The sequence below is a fragment of the Herbaspirillum sp. C7C8 genome, assembly GCF_022627875.1.
Taxonomy (GTDB): domain Bacteria; phylum Pseudomonadota; class Gammaproteobacteria; order Burkholderiales; family Burkholderiaceae_D; genus Herbaspirillum.
This window is the reverse complement of record NZ_JABXGG010000002.1, coordinates 1-17,501: the sequence shown is the minus strand read 5'-3', so window position 1 is coordinate 17,501 and position 17,501 is coordinate 1. Positions and strand designations below refer to the sequence as shown.

17 protein-coding genes are annotated in these 17,501 nt (G+C 63.7%); 14 read left to right on the top strand and 3 right to left on the bottom strand.

The window, feature by feature from the left end:
* The first annotated feature begins 1 nt into the window (after window position 1).
* The 13 genes from HWE01_RS02400 to HWE01_RS02340 all read left to right on the top strand — a co-directional run bounded on the left by HWE01_RS02400 (window position 2) and on the right by HWE01_RS02340 (window position 13,398).
* On the top strand, window positions 2-826 hold the full coding sequence (locus HWE01_RS02400; RefSeq protein ID WP_034350046.1) for an SDR family oxidoreductase: 825 nt from the start codon (window positions 2-4) through the stop codon (window positions 824-826).
* Window positions 819-2,540 (top strand): thiamine pyrophosphate-binding protein, encoded by a 1,722-nt coding sequence (locus tag HWE01_RS02395; protein ID WP_034350049.1) that lies wholly within the window; start codon window positions 819-821, stop codon window positions 2,538-2,540. Before HWE01_RS02400 ends, HWE01_RS02395 begins: the two co-directional genes overlap by 8 nt.
* A gap of 10 nt (window positions 2,541-2,550) precedes the next feature.
* Window positions 2,551-3,351 (top strand): aspartate dehydrogenase, encoded by an 801-nt coding sequence (locus HWE01_RS02390; RefSeq protein WP_008327063.1) that lies wholly within the window; start codon window positions 2,551-2,553, stop codon window positions 3,349-3,351.
* Window positions 3,352-3,373: 22 nt separating this feature from the next.
* Window positions 3,374-4,852 carry an aldehyde dehydrogenase gene (locus HWE01_RS02385; RefSeq protein ID WP_008327064.1) on the top strand — a complete coding sequence of 493 codons (1,479 nt, stop codon included), beginning with the start codon at window positions 3,374-3,376 and terminating at the stop codon, window positions 4,850-4,852.
* 19 nt (window positions 4,853-4,871) lie between these two features.
* Window positions 4,872-5,843: a VOC family protein gene (locus HWE01_RS02380; RefSeq protein ID WP_241821005.1), complete on the top strand. Its 972-nt coding sequence runs from the start codon at window positions 4,872-4,874 to the stop codon at window positions 5,841-5,843.
* Between the two features lie 24 nt (window positions 5,844-5,867).
* Complete coding sequence (locus tag HWE01_RS02375) at window positions 5,868-7,022, top strand: FAD-dependent monooxygenase (RefSeq protein ID WP_241821004.1); 1,155 nt, start codon at window positions 5,868-5,870, stop codon at window positions 7,020-7,022.
* Between the two features lie 41 nt (window positions 7,023-7,063).
* Window positions 7,064-7,369, top strand: coding sequence for a hypothetical protein (locus tag HWE01_RS02370; protein WP_034350516.1), 306 nt, complete (start codon window positions 7,064-7,066; stop codon window positions 7,367-7,369).
* Complete coding sequence (locus tag HWE01_RS02365) at window positions 7,369-7,602, top strand: recombinase-like helix-turn-helix domain-containing protein (protein ID WP_034350517.1); 234 nt, start codon at window positions 7,369-7,371, stop codon at window positions 7,600-7,602. Before HWE01_RS02370 ends, HWE01_RS02365 begins: the two co-directional genes overlap by 1 nt.
* A gap of 49 nt (window positions 7,603-7,651) precedes the next feature.
* A complete protein-coding gene (locus tag HWE01_RS02360) occupies window positions 7,652-8,701 on the top strand; it encodes a Rieske 2Fe-2S domain-containing protein (protein WP_008327074.1) in 1,050 nt (349 codons plus the stop codon).
* Window positions 8,698-9,141, top strand: coding sequence for a RidA family protein (locus HWE01_RS02355; RefSeq protein ID WP_008327075.1), 444 nt, complete (start codon window positions 8,698-8,700; stop codon window positions 9,139-9,141). The genes HWE01_RS02360 and HWE01_RS02355 overlap by 4 nt, the downstream gene beginning before the upstream one ends.
* A gap of 54 nt (window positions 9,142-9,195) precedes the next feature.
* Window positions 9,196-10,143 (top strand): PDR/VanB family oxidoreductase, encoded by a 948-nt coding sequence (locus tag HWE01_RS02350; protein WP_175343068.1) that lies wholly within the window; start codon window positions 9,196-9,198, stop codon window positions 10,141-10,143.
* Window positions 10,144-10,399: 256 nt separating this feature from the next.
* Window positions 10,400-11,485: a porin gene (locus HWE01_RS02345; RefSeq protein ID WP_034350054.1), complete on the top strand. Its 1,086-nt coding sequence runs from the start codon at window positions 10,400-10,402 to the stop codon at window positions 11,483-11,485.
* Between the two features lie 230 nt (window positions 11,486-11,715).
* Complete coding sequence (locus HWE01_RS02340; protein ID WP_241821003.1) at window positions 11,716-13,398, top strand: methyl-accepting chemotaxis protein; 1,683 nt, start codon at window positions 11,716-11,718, stop codon at window positions 13,396-13,398.
* On the opposite strand, the gene HWE01_RS02335 is transcribed toward HWE01_RS02340, so the two are convergent.
* The gene (locus tag HWE01_RS02335) at window positions 13,302-14,609 is read right to left on the bottom strand and encodes an MFS transporter (RefSeq protein WP_241821002.1); all 1,308 of its coding nucleotides are present in this window, start codon (window positions 14,607-14,609) and stop codon (window positions 13,302-13,304) included. The genes HWE01_RS02340 and HWE01_RS02335 overlap by 97 nt on opposite strands.
* 57 nt (window positions 14,610-14,666) lie before the next feature.
* Complete coding sequence (locus HWE01_RS02330; protein WP_241821001.1) at window positions 14,667-15,473, bottom strand: substrate-binding domain-containing protein; 807 nt, start codon at window positions 15,471-15,473, stop codon at window positions 14,667-14,669.
* A 109-nt stretch (window positions 15,474-15,582) separates the two neighbouring features.
* On the opposite strand from HWE01_RS02330, the gene HWE01_RS02325 reads away from it, so the two are divergent.
* Entirely contained in the window at window positions 15,583-16,491 is a 909-nt protein-coding gene (locus tag HWE01_RS02325) for a LysR family transcriptional regulator (protein ID WP_008327080.1), read from the top strand.
* A 393-nt stretch (window positions 16,492-16,884) separates the two neighbouring features.
* Here HWE01_RS02325 and HWE01_RS02320 read toward each other — a convergent pair whose 3' ends face one another.
* Entirely contained in the window at window positions 16,885-17,166 is a 282-nt protein-coding gene (locus tag HWE01_RS02320; RefSeq protein ID WP_241821000.1) for a hypothetical protein, read from the bottom strand.
* Between the last annotated feature and the right edge of the window lie 335 nt (window positions 17,167-17,501).

The window sequence follows — 17,501 nt, the reverse complement described above, 5'->3', positions numbered from 1 at the left end:
GATGCCCATGACTTCTCTTCAGGGCAGGGTGGCCGTGGTGACCGGTGGTTCCTCCGGCATCGGCCTGGCCACCGTGGAACTCTTGCTGGAAGCCGGTGCGGCGGTGGCCTTCTGCGGCCGCGATGGCGAGCGCCTGAAGCAGGCTGAGGCCGCGCTGCGTGAACGCTATCCCCAAGCCCGACTCTACAGCGCGCCCTGTGACGTGCTGGCGCAGGAGCAGGTGCAAGCCTTTGCAGCCTCGGTGGAAAGCACGCTGGGCCCGGTCTCCATGCTGGTCAACAACGCCGGACAGGGACGCGTCTCGACCTTTGCCGACACGGCCGATGAGGCCTGGAGCGAAGAGCTGCGTCTGAAATTCTTTTCGGTGATCTACCCCACCCGCGCTTTCTTGCCGCAGCTGCAGGCCATGAGTGCGCGAGATGGCGATGCCGCCATCGTCTGCGTCAACTCGCTGCTGGCCACGCAACCCGAGCCGCACATGGTGGCGACCTCGGCGGCCCGCGCCGGAGTACACAACCTGGTGCGTTCGCTGGCCACCGAACTGGCCGGCGGCGAAGCCGCACGCGTACGCGTCAACGGCATCCTCATCGGCCTGGTGGAGTCGGGCCAATGGCGCCGCCGCTACGCTGCCCGTGGCCCGGAGCAGCAGGATCAGAGCTGGGCCCAATGGACCGCTGCGCTGGCCGCCAGAAAACAGATCCAACTCGGCCGTCTCGGCCTTCCCCGGGAAGCCGCGCAGGCGATCATGTTCCTCGCCACGCCGCTTTCCTCGTACACCACAGGCAGCCATATCGATGTTTCAGGAGGACTTTCCCGCCATGCCTAATACCCAACCCCAAGTCACCGTCGGCTGCGCCATTGCGGCTTTCCTCGAGCAGTGCGGCGTGAAGGCTGCCTTCGGTGTGATCTCGATCCACAACATGCCCATCCTCGATGCCTTCGGCGAGCGCGGCAAGATCCGATTCATTCCGGCGCGCGGCGAAGCCGGCGGCGCCAACATGGCCGATGCCTACGCCCGTACCACCGCTGGCCTGGGCGTTTGCCTGACCTCTACCGGCACCGCCGCCGGCAACGCCGCCGGTGCCATGGTCGAGGCACTCACCGCCGGTACGCCCCTGCTGCACCTGACCGGCCAGATCGAAACACCCTATCTGGACCAGAGCCTGGCCTACATCCATGAAGCACCGGACCAGTTGAGCATGCTCAAGGCCATCTCCAAGGCGGCCTTCCGCATCCGCAGCGTCGAGACTGCCATCAGTACCATCAAACTGGCCGTGCAGACGGCGCTGACGCCGCCCATGGGCCCGGTCTCGGTGGAGATTCCCATCGACATCCAGGCGGCCATGATCCCCATGCCGATCAACCTGCAACCGCTGGCCATCCCGCAGAGCGTACCGTCGGCGCGCGCGCTGGATGAACTGGCCGAGCGTCTGATGAAGGCCAAGCGTCCTCTGCTGTGGCTGGGCGGCGGTGCCCGCCATGCCGGTGCACAAGTACAGCGCCTGCTGGATCTGGGCTTTGGCGTGGTGACCAGTACCCAAGGGCGCGGCATCGTGCCCGAGGATGACCCACGCTCGCTGGGTGCATTCAACCTGCACAAGCCGGTGGAGCAGTTCTACCAGAGCTGCGATGCCATGCTCGTGGTCGGTTCGCGCCTGCGCGGCAATGAAACCCTCAAATATGAACTCAAGCTGCCGCGCCCGCTGTACCGGGTCGATGCTGACCCGGCGGCCGAAGGCCGCTGCTATACCAGCGACTACTTCGTCTGCGGAGATTCGGCGCTGGTGCTGGCCGGGCTGGCGGACCGTCTGGCGGCGCTGAAGGTCGATCCGGCCTTCATGGGCGATCTGGGCAAGGCGCGCGAGATGGCCGTGCATGGACTGGTCGATGGGCTCGGCCCCTACAGTGCCCTGGTGGAGCAGTTGCAGCAGAGCGCCGGTCGTCAATTCAACTGGGTGCGTGACGTGACCGTCTCCAACAGTACCTGGGGCAATCGCTATCTGCGCATCTTCGATCCGCGCGCCGGCGTGCACGCCCTGGGTGGCGGCATTGGTCAGGGTCTGGCCATGGGCATCGGTGCGGCCATCGGCGCGGCGGTCACGCGCTCGGGCAAGAAGACCTTCACCCTGGCCGGTGACGGCGGCTTCATCCTCAATCTGGGTGAGCTGGCCACGGCGGTGCAGGAACAGGCCGACATGGTGATCGTGCTGATGAATGACAAGGGTTACGGCGTCATCAAGAACATTCAGGATGCGCAATACGGTGGTCGCCGCCACTACGTCGATCTGCACACGCCCGATTATGCCCAGCTGTCTTCGGCGCTCAAGCTGCGGCACCAGCGCGTGGGCAACCTGGGCGAGGTGGCGGCTGCACTGAAGGAGGCCTCGTCTGCACCGGGCCCCTTCCTGCTGGAGATCGACATGCTGGCCATCGGCAGTTTCAAGACTGCCTTTGCCGGACCGCCGGTCAACGAGAAGGAAAAGGCCGCTGCCGCCGCTGCTGCCGTGGTTGCCGCTGCGGCCACTGCGGCCACGGCATAAGGAGAAGCGCATGTTGCACGTATCGATGATCGGATGCGGCGCCATTGGAGTGGGCGTCATGGAAATCCTCAAAAGCGATCCCGAGGTCGCCTTCGACATGGTGGTGGTGCCCGAGGCCCACATGGACCGCGCCCGCAGCGCCGTCTCCACGCTGGCCCCTTCGGCGCGGGTGGTCTCGCGCCTGGGGGAGGAACGTCCCGACCTGCTCATCGAATGCGCGGGCCACCAGGCCATCGGCGAACACATCATCCCGGCACTGGAGCGCGGTATCCCCTGCATGGTGGTTTCCATCGGTGCCCTGTCCGAGCCCGGCCTGGTCGACAAGCTGGAAGCCGCTGCCCGTGCCGGCCGCACCCAGGTGCAACTGCTCTCCGGTGCGATCGGTGCCATCGATGCCCTGGCGGCGGCCAAGGTCGGCGGTCTGGACGCGGTGGTCTACACCGGACGCAAGCCACCGCGCGCATGGAAAGACACGCCGGCGGAGACGGCTTTCGATCTGGATGCCTTGCAGGAAGCGACCGTGATCTTTGAGGGCAGTGCCCGCGAGGCCGCGCGCCTGTATCCCAAGAATGCCAATGTCGCGGCCACGCTGTCGCTGGCCGGGCTGGGCCTGGACCAGACCCGGGTACGGCTCTACGCCGACCCCGGCGTGAGCGAGAACATCCACCACGTGGAGGCCAGCGGTGCCTTTGGCGGCTTTGAGCTGACCATGCGCGGCAAGCCGCTGGCGGCCAATCCCAAGACATCGGCGCTGACCGTCTACAGCGTCGTGCGCGCCCTGGGCAATCGTGCCCATGCGCTCTCGATCTGAACCGGGGCAGGAGAAAAGAACCATGTTGAATCTGAACGATATCCAGCCCATCTGCATCGCCGGTCAATGGCGCCTGGGGGGCGGGGATCGGTATGCCACGCTCTATCCGGCCACCGGCGAAGCCGTGGCGAGCCTGCACGCAGCCAGCGTAGCCGACGTGGAGGAAGCCATCAGCGGTGCTGACCGGGCGTTTCGTACCAGCGGCTGGGCGCAGAAGAAAGCGCATGAACGCGCTGCCGTGCTCTATCGCGTGGCGCAACTGATCCGCGAGAACGGTGAGGCGCTGGCGCAACTGCAGCGCCTGGACAACGGCAAGCCCATCAGCGAGACGCGCAATCTGGTAGCCAGTGCCGCTGCCACCTTCCAGTTCTTTGCCGCTGCCTGCGAGACCCTGGAAGAAACGCTCACCCCCATGCGCGGCGACAATCTCACCATGAGCGTGCATGAGCCCATGGGAGTGGTGGCCGCCATCACGCCGTGGAATTCGCCCATTGCCAGCGAGGCACAGAAGATGGCACCGGCGCTGGCGGCCGGCAACGCGGTGGTGGTCAAGCCTGCGGAAGTCACGCCGCTGGCCGCGCTGGCGCTGGCGCGTCTGTGCATCGAGGCCGGCGTACCTGCGGGCCTCATCAGCGTACTGCCGGGCAAGGGCTCGGTCATCGGTGATGCCATCACCCTGCATCCCCTGGTCAAGCGCGTCTCCTTCACCGGCGGCACCACGACCGGCAAACACATCGCCCACATTGCCGCCGACAAGATGATGCCGGTATCACTGGAACTGGGCGGCAAGTCGCCGACCATGGTGTTCGAGGATGCCGATATCGATCATGCCGTCGCCGGTGTGCTCTACGGCATCTTCAGCAGCTCCGGTGAATCCTGCATCGCCGGTTCACGCCTGTTCGTGGCGCGCTCCTTGCATGAAGCCTTCATGGAGCGCCTGGCCGCCGGTGCGGCCGCCCTGCGGGTGGGCGATCCGGCCGACGAACGCACCCAGATGGGACCGCTGATCACCGCCCGTCATCGCGAGGGCATCGAGCGCTACGTCGACATGGGCGTCACCGACGGCGGCCGCATCCGCACTGGTGGCGTGCGCCCCAAGGGCGCAGCCTTCGAGCGTGGCTACTTCTATACGCCAACCATCATCGAGGGACTGCGCAATGATCAGCGCATCTGCCAGGAAGAAATCTTCGGTCCGGTGCTGGTCGCCATGCCCTTCGACGATGAAGAGGATCTGATCCGGCAGGCCAATGACAGCGTCTACGCCCTGGCCGCCGGTATCTGGACGCGCGACTACAAGCGCGCCTGGCGCGTGGGCCGTGCGGTACAAGCCGGCAATGTCTGGATCAACACCTACAAGCAGTTCTCGATCTCGACTCCCTTCGGCGGCTGGCGTGACAGCGGCCTGGGACGCGAGAAGGGGCGATTGGGCATCCTGCAGTACATGGAGCAGAAGGCCATGTACTGGGGCCTGAACGAACAGCCGCTGCCCTGGGCGGGCTGAACACGGATTGGAGAGTCACATGGACGTATTGGGTATCGACGAAATCATCTACGGCGCAGACGACCTGCCGACCTGCCGCCGGTTCTTCCTCGACTGGGGCATGGCGCTGGTAGAGGAGAGTGCCGCCGGGCTGGTCTTTGAATCGCACAACGGCTGCCGTGTCATCGTGCGCGACAGCGCCGACCCCAGCCTGCCCCCGGCCATCGAAGCCGGTCCGACCCTGCGCGAAGTGGTCTGGGGCGTCTCTTCGGCGGCGGTGCTGGACAAGTTCGCCAGTCGCATCAGTGGTTTGCCTGGCTTCGTCAACGATGGTCAGCGCGTGGGCTGCACCGATCCCAACGGACTGGCGGTGCGCTTCCAGGTCTCGGTCAAGCGTGAGGTGGAGGTGCAATGCGCCCGTATGAACACCTGGAACGAGAAGAATCGCATCAACCAGCGCAGCCCCATCTACGAGCGCGCTGCGCCCATCGAAGTGGGGCACGTGGTGTTCTTCGTCAAGGATGTGAAGGCTTGTGAAAAATTCTATTGCGAGCATTTCGGCTTCGTCCCTTCCGACCGCTATCCGGAACGCGGCGCCTTCCTGCGTTGCGCCGACGTCGGCGGCCATCACGACATTTTCCTGCTGCAACCGCCCGAAGCGCGCGCCGGACTCAATCACGTCGCTTTTACCGTGCGCGATATCCACGAGGTCTTCGGTGGCGGCATGCACATGTCGCGTCAGGGCTGGGATACGCAACTGGGGCCGGGCCGCCATCCGATTTCCTCGGCCTATTTCTGGTACTTCAAGAATCCGGCCGGTGGCCTCATCGAGTATTACGCCGACGAAGACCAGCTCGATGCGCACTGGGAGCCGCGCGACTTCGAACCCGGCCCGACCGTGTTTGCCGAATGGGCCATCGATGGCGGCATCGACGGCAACACCCGGCGCCAGAAAAACGCCCAGGGGCCGAGCGGCAAATTCCTGACCGACCGCGCGCCGGTCGGCAAGTAAGACATTTCACGAAAGGAAATCCAGATGTCCTTCAAGATCGGAATCCTCGGTGCAGGCATTGGCGGCCTCACGGCAGCCATCGCCCTGCAGCGCGCCGGACATGAGGTAGTGGTGTATGAACAGTCGCGCCAATTCCTGCGCGTGGGGGCAGACATCAACCTGACCCCCAATGCAGTGCGCGCACTGGATGGCCTGGGCATCGGCGAGGCCGTGCGCCGGACCGCCGCGCGTCCCACCCATCGCATCAGCCGCACCTGGAATACCGGCGAGGAAACCTCGCGCCTGGCCATGGGCGATACCGCCGAACAGAAATACGGTGCGCCGCAGCTGACCATCCATCGTGCCGATCTGCTGGCCGCGTTGGCCGACGTGTTCCCGCTGGAGCAGGTGCGCTTTTCCAAGCGAGCTGAAACGATCCGGGAGGAGGGCGATGGCATTGTCCTGCACTTCACCGATGGCAGCGAGGATCGTGTCGATGTCCTCATCGGCGGCGACGGCATTCACTCCGCCGTACGCACTGCCATGTTCGGCGCGGAAAGTCCGCGCTTCACCGGGGTGGTGGCTTTCCGCGCCGTGATCCCGGCAGCGAAGGTGGCCGCTGTGCCCAACCTGCAGGCCTTTACCAAATGGTGGGGACCGAATCCGGAAAGCCAGATCGTCACCTTCCCGTTGAATCGCGGCCAGGACATCTTCATCTTTGCCACCACCGCTCAGGAAAGCTGGCATCTGGAATCGTGGACCACGCCGGGCAACGTGCAGGAACTGCGCGACAGCTATGCGGGCTTCCATCCGGATGCCACAGCCCTGCTGGACGCCTGCGATGAGGTGCTCAAGACCGCCCTCTACGAACGCGATCCGCTGCCGGCCTGGGCCAAGGGCAATATGGTTCTGCTGGGCGATGCCTGCCATCCCATGATGCCCTTCATGGCACAGGGGGCTGGCATGGCCATCGAAGACGCGGTGGTGCTGGCGCGTTGCCTGGCCAGCGTCGCTGCGCTGGGCGACGTGCCTGCAGCCTTGCATCGCTACGCGCAACTGCGCATGGAGCGCGCCTCGACCATCCAGATCGGATCACGTGGCAACAACTGGCTGCGTGAAGGCGGCAATGCCGACTGGGTATATGGCTACGATGCCTGGCAGGTGCCGCTGCAGCCGCAAGCTGAAGTCGTCACTGCATGAAACAAGGAGCGCCAGTGAATCCGGAAACCTCCGCCGACACCATGCTGCTGACCATCGTCCTCAAGCATGACCAGTCGATGAATCTCGAGCAGATCCAGGCGCACATGAAACAGGTGGACTGGTGGGAGCGTTTTCCCGTTGAAGGGACCCGCGTGGTGTCCTGGACCGTAGCGATGGGCCTGGGCCAGATCGTCACGCTGGCGTTGCCACCGGCGCTGCTGCCGCAAGTCAATGTCGAACTTGAGCGCTCGGCCTGGGGCGTGTTCCGTACCGAGTGCTATCCCACTTACGATTTTGTTCCCGTGCGCGAACGCATCCGCGAGCGCGTCAGAAATGGAGGCCAATGATGGTTGCAACTGTTACCGATATCTATCTCAACCCGCACCAGGCGCGCCGCCGCCCGCCGACCCAGTTCGAGGACCTGCTGGGCGACTCCATCGAGCGCGCCTACGCCGCCGGTATCCATGAATTGAGTGCGCTGGTGGCGCATCTCAATCGTACCGGCCCGAGCTGCCCCTACAACGCCGGTATCTGGACCGAAGCCAACTACCAGGAAGAGATCGCCCGCCTGGCCGCCTGAGGACCATCGTCCATCGCCAGCCTGCCAGCCCTAACAGGAGAGACCCGAAATGAGAACTGCCGCCCATGATCCCGTCGATGCCGTCCTGGCCGTCGGCCTGAAAGACCTGTGGTATCCGATCTGCCCGTCCGAGTTCGTGGCTGAAAAGCCGGTCTCGCTGCGCCGCCTGGGCAAGAAATTCGTGTTCTGGCGCGAGCCCTCGGGCAAGCTGCATGCGCTGGAAGACCACTGCCCGCATCGCGGTGCGCCGCTGTCCATGGGCATTCCCATGGGCGACCGTATCGCCTGTGGTTATCACGGCGTGCAGGTGCGCTTCGACGGCGTGGTCACCAGTGTGCCCGGCAGCCCCGGCTGCAAGCTGGAAGGAGCCAAGGCAACACGGCGCTTCCACGTGACCGAAGCGGCCGGTGCCATCTTCCTCTACAACAGCCTGGAGGATGTCGATACACCGCCGCCGCTGCGCCTGCCGGAAGAACTGACCAGCCCCGAGTATTCCAACTTCCTCTGCTACACCGAATGGAAGGGCGACTACCGCTACGTGCTGGACAATGTCATGGACCCGATGCACGGCACCTTCCTGCACAAGCAGTCGCACTCCATGGCCGAGGGCGACAATACCGCCAGCTTCGGCATCCGCGAGACTGACATCGGTTTCGTCTTCGAGAAGGAAGGCCAGCGCGACGTCAACTTTGACTGGACCGAATGGGGCGATACCGGCCTGCACTGGATGCGCCTGGCCATTCCCTATCCCAAGACCGGTGGCCCCGGCGGCAGCTTCGTCATCATCGGCAGCTACACGCCCATCGTGGACAACATCGCCGCCGTCTTCCACTGGCGCTGCCGCAAGCTCTCGGGCTGGCAGCGGGACACCTGGCGCTTCCTCTATCGCAACCGCCTGGAAGCACGCCACTGGAACGTGCTGGAGCAGGATCGTGTGGTGCTGGAACTGATGGAGCCCGATGCCAACCAGCGCGAGATGCTGTACCAGCATGACATGGGCATCGTGCGCCTGCGTCGTCATCTGCGCGGGCTGGCCAAGGCCCAACTGGCACGCGAGGAAGAACTGGCCGCAGCCAAGGCTCCGGTCCGCGCGGCATGAACGACGCCACCCACGCGCCCGTCGTGCGCCATGTGCAGTGCGCCAGTGTGCCGGAGTTGGCATCGGCTACCTGGTCCAACTGCCTGGTGATCGGCGAGGACATCATGATGTCCGGCATGACGGCGCATCCGGCCACACGCCAGCAGACCTTGGATACCTACCGGCAGACGCTGGTGGTGCTGGGCAAGATCGCCGACCTGGTGCGCGCTGCCGGCGGTACGCCGGGCAGCATCACCAAGCTGGTGATCTACCTGACCGATATCGCGCACAAGGACGAGGTTGGACGTGCGCGCCGTGACTTCTTCGGTGAGCACGGTCCGTATCCCTGCTCCACGCTGGTGGAAGTCAGCGCCCTGGTGTTTCCGGAACTGACGGTGGAGATCGATGCGTATGCCCGTCTGGGTGTGGATCTGCGGCGCGCAGAGCGCATGACCGCGTGACCGCGTGACCGCATGAGCTTGTTTGAACGAATCTGATTTGATGGTGGTGCATTCATGAGCAGTCCTCTTCTTTCCGTCCGTGTACAGGCCATGCGCTGGGAGGCGCAGGGTGTCGTGAGCGTGGAACTGTGCCTGCCCGACGGCGGCGAGTTGCCCGCCTTCGAGGCGGGCGCGCACATCGACCTGCATCTGGGCAATGGGCTGGTGCGCAGCTATTCGCTGTCGAACTCACCGCTCGAGCGTCATCGTTACGTGGTGGGCGTACTTAACGACCGCAGCAGTCGTGGCGGATCGCGCTACGTACATGAACAATTGCGGGTCGGTAGCACGTTGTCGATCTCGGCACCGCGCAACAATTTTCCACTGGACGCATCGGCGAGCCTGTCGGTGCTGATTGCGGGAGGCATCGGCATCACGCCGATCTCCTGCATGTATCACCACCTGCGCGCCCAGGGCAGGGAGGCAGTGCTGCACTACTGCGCCCGCTCGCGCAAGGAAGCTGCCTTCACCGCGCAGTTGCTGGGACAGCCCGGCGTGAGCAGCCATTTCGACGACGAGGCCGGTGCACCGCCGGACCTGCGTGCAGTGCTCGCGGCCTATCCGAAGCAGGCGCATTTCTATTGCTGCGGTCCGACCCCCATGCTCAATGCCTTTGAAAGCCTCTGCGAAGAACTGGGTTTGCCCAATGTGCACATCGAGCGCTTCGCCGCCGAGAAGCTGGCACCCGTGCAGAGCGGCAGCTATGTGGCCGAACTGGCGCGCAGCAAATCCAGCCTCACCATCCCGGCCGGCAAATCGCTGCTCGATGCCCTGCTCGATGCCGGCATCGCGGTCGATCACAGCTGCCGCGAAGGCGTGTGCGGTGCCTGCGAGACGCGCGTACTGGAGGGGGAACTGGATCATCGCGACGGCGTGCTCAGCAAGGCCGAACGCGCCGCCGGCAAGACCATGATGGTGTGCGTCTCCGGCTGCAAGGGACAGCGCCTGGTGCTGGATCTCTAGCCGTTTTCGCGCAAGACCATGCCCGTGCCCAGGCACCGGGCATTTTTTTGAGCCTGAAAAATTTTTGGAACGGCGATCCATAGGTGAAACAAATATCACCGGACCCGGACCACCCGGCAAGCCTGCGCCGCCCGCTGACCATGCAGCGGCGGCCTTGCCGGCAGAAGTCACCTTTCCTGCGCACGGGGCACAGGGGAGCAGTGAGTGAATGCGGCCTGGCCGCGTGTTTGGACTTTATTCGTTGAAGGGGAGTTTGATGAAGAAGTTAATGATGGCCGCAGTGGCTTCCTGCCTGTCGGCAGGTGCCTTTGCGCAGAGCAGCGTGACCATCTACGGCAGCCTTGATGCTGGCGTAGCCTATATCAACAACCTCAATGGCGGCTCGGTATCGCGCCTGGACCAGGGCACCATGCAGCCGGACCGCATCGGTTTTCGCGGGACCGAGGATCTGGGTGGCAACCTGAAGGCCATCTTCCAGCTCGAAGCGGGCTTCTACACCGATACCGGTGCCACGCCCAATTCGTCCAAGCTGTTCAACCGCTACAGCACCATCGGCCTGTCCGGTGACTTTGGCGCGGTGACCCTGGGCCACATGCCCGACGTGGTGTTCGACTATGTGGGCAAGCTCTCCAACGGTTTCCAGCTGACCAACTGGTACCTGTTCCATCCGGGCAATCTGGATAGCCTGGCCAACACCTACCAGTTCGACAATGCGGTGCGCTATACCTCGCCGACCCTGGGCGGATTCCAGGGAAGCCTGATGTACGGCTTTGGCGAAGTGGCGGGTGACAGCAGCAATGGTCGCAATGTCAGTGCCGGCGGCACCTACACCAATGGTCCGTTGCGCGCGGCGTTGGCCTATTCCAAGCTGAACAACCGCGCTGCCGGTTTTGCCGGGACCTTCCTCACCAGCGTGGGGCTGGGCAATGCGGCGACGGTCTTCAACAGTCTGACCACGACGGCCGCCGGCCTGGGCTACACCATCGGCAGCGTCCGCCTGAACACGTCCTACACCCAGGTCAAGCTGGCCCTGCCCAGCGGTGCCACGCCCAAGCAGAAGAACCTGGATCTGGGGGCGGCCTGGCGCTATGCGACGCTCGACACCATCAACTTCGGCTACGGACTCTCCAAGCTGGAAGGCGCGCGCTGGAACACCTTGAGCCTGTCGCACGTGCATGAGTTCTCCAAGCGTACCCAGTGGTATGTGCAGGCGGCTTACCAGCGTGCCGGCGGCGATGCGCGCTTTGCCGTCATGAACGGTACCGGTGCAGGTGGCGCCACCGGCGTCTCCGGTGGGCGCAGTCAGCTGGTGACCACCATCGGCATGCACCACTCGTTCTGAAGATCTGAGGATCTGAGGATCTGAGGTTCGCATGAGGTCCTCTTGCGAGGGCCAGCTTTACCTTCTGTGAACAGTCTTGTCTTGCGTGCGCCCATTCTGGAGCGGATGGGCGCTTCGTAGTGCCTTGGGCGGGGAAGTGCTCTTCTCCGCCTTTTTTTGTCCAGACCGAATTCATTGCCGGACGGCATCCTTGCAGGTCCGCCGGCATTCTTGCGTTGCGGAGAAACTTCATGATTGCACAACTGAAACTGGGCGCGCGCCTGGCGCTGGGCTTCGGCCTGGTGCTGGCGCTGCTGGCGGGCATCACGGCCCTGGCCATCGCCAGTCTGTCCACCTTGCACCAGGATACGCGCCGGATCGTCGAGGACCGGTATCCGCAGGTCCTGCTGGCCAATGACGTGCTCCTGCGCATCAGCGAAAACGCCAGCGCCATGCGCAACCTGCTGCTGCTGGATGACCATCAGAAACTGACCGAGGAGATTGCGCGCATCGCCAGCGGCGAAGCGGCCATCACGGCCACGCTGGACCAGCTGCAGGCGCGCCTGTCCAGCGAGCAGGGGCGCAAGTCCTTTGCCGAGATCGTGGCCTTGCGTGGCAAGTATCAGCAGGGGCAGCAGCGCTTCCTGCAACTGGCCTCCACCGGTGCCACCATGGACGCCTCCGAATTGCTGCTGACCACCTTGCGCCAGGATCAGGAGAACACTATTGCGCGCCTGAAGGGCTATATCGCCGTCGGCACCCGGATGATGGAGCGCAGCGGTGAAGAAGCCGCTGCGCAATATCACCAGAAGACCCGCATCATGCTGGGCATCGCCCTGCTGGCAGTGCTTGTCGGCGGCGGGTTTGCCTGGTGGATCACGCGTTCCATCACGCGCCCGGTACGACACGCGGTCGAGGTCGCGCAGCAGGTGGCCTGCGGCAACCTGGCCAGTCCTATCGAACCGGGCAAGAGCGACGAGATCGGCCAGTTGCTGGAGGCGCTGCGGCAGATGAACGGGAGCCTGACCGATATCGTCGGAGAGCTGCGTCATGGTGCCGAGACCATTGCCACCGCTTCGTCCGAAATTGCCGGCGGCAATCTTGACCTCTCCGCGCGCACCGAGCAGCAGGCAGGATCGCTGGAGGAGACGGCTGCGGCAATGGAAGAGCTCACCTCCACCGTGCGCCAGAACGCCGACAACGCCCGGGCCGCCAACGAGCTCGCGGCAGAAGCCTCGGCAGTGGCTTCACGCAGTGGCGCGGTGGTGCAGCAGGTCGTGGCGACCATGGCCGGCATCAGCCTGGCCTCGCGCCGTATCGTGGACATCATCGGCGTGATCGATGGCATTGCCTTCCAGACCAACATCCTCGCCCTCAATGCCGCAGTGGAAGCGGCACGTGCCGGTGAGCAGGGCCGGGGATTTGCGGTGGTCGCCTCCGAGGTGCGTTCGCTGGCCCAGCGTTCAGCCGGCGCCGCCAAAGAAATCAAGGCGCTCATCGATGACTCCGTGACGCAGGTCGATGCCGGCGCACGCTTGGTGGAGCAGGCGGGATCAACGATGGAAGAAGTGGTGGGCAGCGTGCGGCGGGTCTCGCACATCGTCGGCGAGATCAGCGAGGCCACGCAGGAACAGCGGACCGGCATCGAGCAGGTCAACCAGGCCATCACGCACATGGATGAAACCACCCAGCAGAATGCCGCGCTGGTGGAGCAGGTGGCCGCCGCTGCGCAATCCTTGCAGGATCAGTCGCAGCGGCTGCGCGAACTGGTGGGCGTGTTCCGGCTATCCGGGGCGCAGCCGCAGGCAGCCGCTCAGGCAGCTACTCAGGCAGCTACTCAGGCAACCGAACTGGCAGGCGCGCTCGCTGTCTTGCCGCGATACAGTACCAGCGTGGCGATCAGCCCGCAGATGGCGGCAAAGCTCATCCAGTAACCGGGCGCGGCCTTGTCACCGGAGGTCTGGATCAGCCAGGTCGAGACCAGCGGCGTGAAGCCGCCGAAAATCGCGGTAGCCAGGCTGTAGGCCAGCGAGAAGCCGACCGTGCGCACGTGCGCCGGCATCACTTCGGTCAACGCCACGACCGCCGCGCCGTTGTAGCTGGCGTAGAGGAAGGACAGCCACAGCTCGGTGATCAGGAGGTGCTTGAAGCTGATATCCGACACCAGCCAGGACATCACCGGATAGGCCGTCAGCAAGGTCAGCAGCGTAAAGGCCACCAGCACCGGACGGCGTCCCACCCGATCGGAGAGCGCGCCCATGACCGGCAGCCAGCAGAAGTTGGACAGACCCACGCAGAAGGTCACGACAAGACTGTCGGCGGCCGACAACTTGAGCACGTTCTTGCCGAAGGTCGGCGTGTAGACCGTGATGAGGTAGAACGACACGGTGGTCATCACCACCATCATCATGCCGGCCACCACGATCTTCCAGTTCTGCGCGATGGAGTGCATGATCTCGCCGAAGCCGGGATGACGCTTGCGCGCCAGGAATTCCTCGGTCTCCTGCAGCGAACGGCGGATGACGAAGATGGCCGGCACGATCATGCAGCCGATGAAGAAGGGGATGCGCCAGCCCCATTGGCTGATCTGCGCGGGCGACAGCCACTGGCTGACCAGATAGCCGATCAGCGCCGAAGCCATGATGGCGGCCTGCTGGCTGGCCGACTGCCAGCTCACGTAAAAGCCCTTGTTGCCGGGTGTGGCCATCTCGGCCAGGTAGACCGACACTCCTCCCAGTTCCACTCCCGCCGAGAAGCCCTGCAGCAGGCGCCCCGTCAGCACCAGGATCGGGGCGGCCACGCCGATGGTGGCATAGCCGGGCACGAAGGCGATCAGCAGGGTGCCGACAGCCATGATGGCCAGCGTCACGATGAGCCCCTGGCGGCGACCCACGCGATCGATGTAGCTGCCCAGGATGATGGCGCCCAGGGGACGCATCAGGAAGCCCGCACCGAAGGTACCGAAGGTCAGGATCAGCGAGACGAACTCGTTATCCGACGGGAAGAAGGTCCTGGAGATGTAGCTGGCATAGAAGCCATACAGGAAGAAGTCGAACATCTCCAGGAAGTTGCCGCTGGTCACGCGCAGGACGGTGGACAGCTTGGAGTGCTTGGAGTGCTTGGCGTTTTTGGTTGTTATGTTCATGTCGGTGTCTCTCTTTCTCTCTCTGGCGCAGTTGTTGAGCGCGTTCCTTCACTTTTGTCAGTGCGCGGCCGGATCCAGGCCCGACGCCTTGATCGCATCGACAGCCTCGGGCGAGGCGAGGAAGTCCAGCAGTTCCCGGGCCGCCTTGGGCTCCTGCGTGCCGACCACGACACCGGCGGAGAAGGGGGTGATCTGCTGGGCGCTCTCGGGGATGGGGCCGATGATGTCGATGCCCTTGACCGGCTTCAATTCGGAGATCTGCTGCAGACCGACTTCGGCCTCGCCCCGGGCGACCACTTCACCGACCGGTTCGGCCGGGATCATGCGACCCTTGTAGGCCATCTGCTGGTCGATGCCCAGACGCTTGAAGAGCCTGGTGGAGAGGAACACGCCACTGGCGCTGTCCGAATAGACCACCGAGTGCGCGGTGAGCAAGGTGCGTTTGAAGGCGTCAAGGGTGGAAATATCCGGCCTGGGGGTGCCAGCCTTGACGGCCAGGCCGATGCGCGAGAGCGCCAGCAGCTTGTGCTCGGACCTGGAGACCTTGCCCTCTGCCACCAGCTTGTCCAGCGCGTCGCCCACCATGATCACCACATCGATGTGTTCGCCGCGCTGCAGGCGGTTGGGGATGGCCTGCGGCGTCTGTCCCATGGAGGGGCCCCAGCCGGAGATGAGCTTGTGGCCGGTCTTCTTTTCGAAGACGGGCGCCAGCGCCTTGTAGGCCGCCGCGAAACCGCCCGAGCTGACCACGTGGATATCGGCGGCGGCAGCCAGCGTGCTGACTGCGCCCAGGGCCAGCGCCAGCACGCTGCGGTGGAAAAGAGACGTGCGCAAGCTGCGCGCAGGGTGCTTCAAACGGATCATGCGGATCTCCTGTGAGTGTTTTATCTTGCTGTAATGGGGAGCGAGACCCGGCAGTTTGCGTAGTATCCTTTGAAAAGTTAATTGCAATTAATCTTGGGATTGATAAAAAATGCGCATCAATATCGAGACAGCGGAATTACAGGCCTTCCTCGCCGTGGCGCGGCAGTCGAGCTTTCGCGCGGCGGCCGAGGGTCTGTTCATCACGGCGCCGGCGCTGAGCCGTCGCATCGAGAATCTGGAGCAGGCCTTGCAGGAAAGACTGTTCGACCGCACCACGCGGCGTGTCTCGCTCACGCCTGCGGGCGAGCTGTTCCTGGTGCATGCCCAGGCCGTGATGGAAGAGCTGGAGTTGGCCGTCAAGAGCGTCGAGCAGGGTATGGCGCATCGGCGCGAACACGTGACGGTGGCCTGCGTCCCCTCGGTGGCCAACAATCTGCTGCCGCAGGTCTTGAAGCCGTATGCGCGCAGCCATGCCAAGGTGCGGGTGCGCATCATTGATGAAAGTGCGGCGGACGTACTGGAGAGCGTACGCAAGGGCGAGGCTGATTTCGGCGTGAATTTCATCGGTGCGCAGCAAGCCGAGATCGATTTCGAGGAATTGACGCGCGAGCGCTACCTGGCCGTGATGCCGGCCCATCATCCGCTGGCCGCGCAGAGTACTTTGCACTGGAAATCGTTGGCGGGGGAGAAGCTGGTGTCGGTGTCCTCCAGCAGCGGCAACCGCAGCCTGATCGACAATGCCTTTGCGCGGGTGCCGCAGCGGCCGGTGATCCAGTACGAGACCAATCACGTGGCCGGTGCCATCAGCCTGGTGGCTGCCGGTCTGGGCGTGGCGCTGCTGCCGGAGCTGGCCATTCGCAATGCGCCGTACAAGGGCATCGTGGCGCGCCCCGTCACCAGCCCGGTGTTGAGCCGCGCGATGGGGCTCATTACCTTGAAGGGGCGCGTGCTGAAACCGGCTGCGGCAACGCTGGCGCAAGCCTTGCGGGAAGCCATGGCCGGCAAGGGCCGGAAATGATTTCCGGGCTCTGCAGCTTGCCTAAATTTTGTGCGGTTTATTGGGAGGGCAGGCGGGGACGGCACTTGCGTGGGGTGAAAGGAGCTTATCCACAAGTTTATGCACATAAAACGGGGATAAGTTTCCAGCGCTGGCGCGGTTTCTGGGGAGGTTGCGCAAATTATTTGCAAAACTGTTGGCCATAAAAAAGGCCCTCGCAAGCGAGGGCCTTTTTGTGGATGTTCTTTGCCATTCCGGCTGTGTCTGATGCCGTTTTGCGATTCCCGCAGCTCGTCGAAAAATGGCTTCCTGCGCTATGACGAGGGACGCTGCTGCAGCGGTCTTTTTTCGAAGAGGGGGCGATTATATAGCCATGGGCGGAAAAATGATACTGCTCGATTGAGAAAATTATTTTCACTCAGAAGGAGAGGGATTCTTGCGCACGAAGGGGTAGCCCGCTTCGTAGATGATCCAGCCTTTGCCCTGTGCGCAGGAGACTTCCCGATACATGAAGGCCTTGACGATCTGCTCCCGGCCCAAGGCACAGGTTTCTCCTTTGCGCAGGAAGAAAGCCGGTTCATCGGCCTCATCGGCAGCCTTGAATACTGTCACGTCCTGGGTTGCCTGCCATGTGCCTTCGGGCTGGCTACAGCCGGGCAGCGACAATACAGAGAGCAGGAGCAGAAGGTTTTTCATTTCCGGGGGTAGTCGTTGAGCTTGACCGCGCGTTCTGATCGTTGAATGACGATTAGCAGTTCTTTGGGAGAGACGCCTGCATTGGAAGCCGCAACTCTTTGATGCCTGCCGGATTGGTCATAGGCCCCTTTTTCGTCTAATGCACTCGCGTCCCCACTTGGGCCGGTAAAACCGATAGTTCTTGCAATACGGGAACTAAGTCCAGCCGCCCCTCTCGAAATGGCGCGCGCCATCTCATTGCAGCGCGCAAGAAATAATTAGAACCCATTTCATAAATAGGCGTGAGATGCGTTCTGTCCAGAAAGGGCGCTGGCAAGGCGCGCGACGCGTCGTGT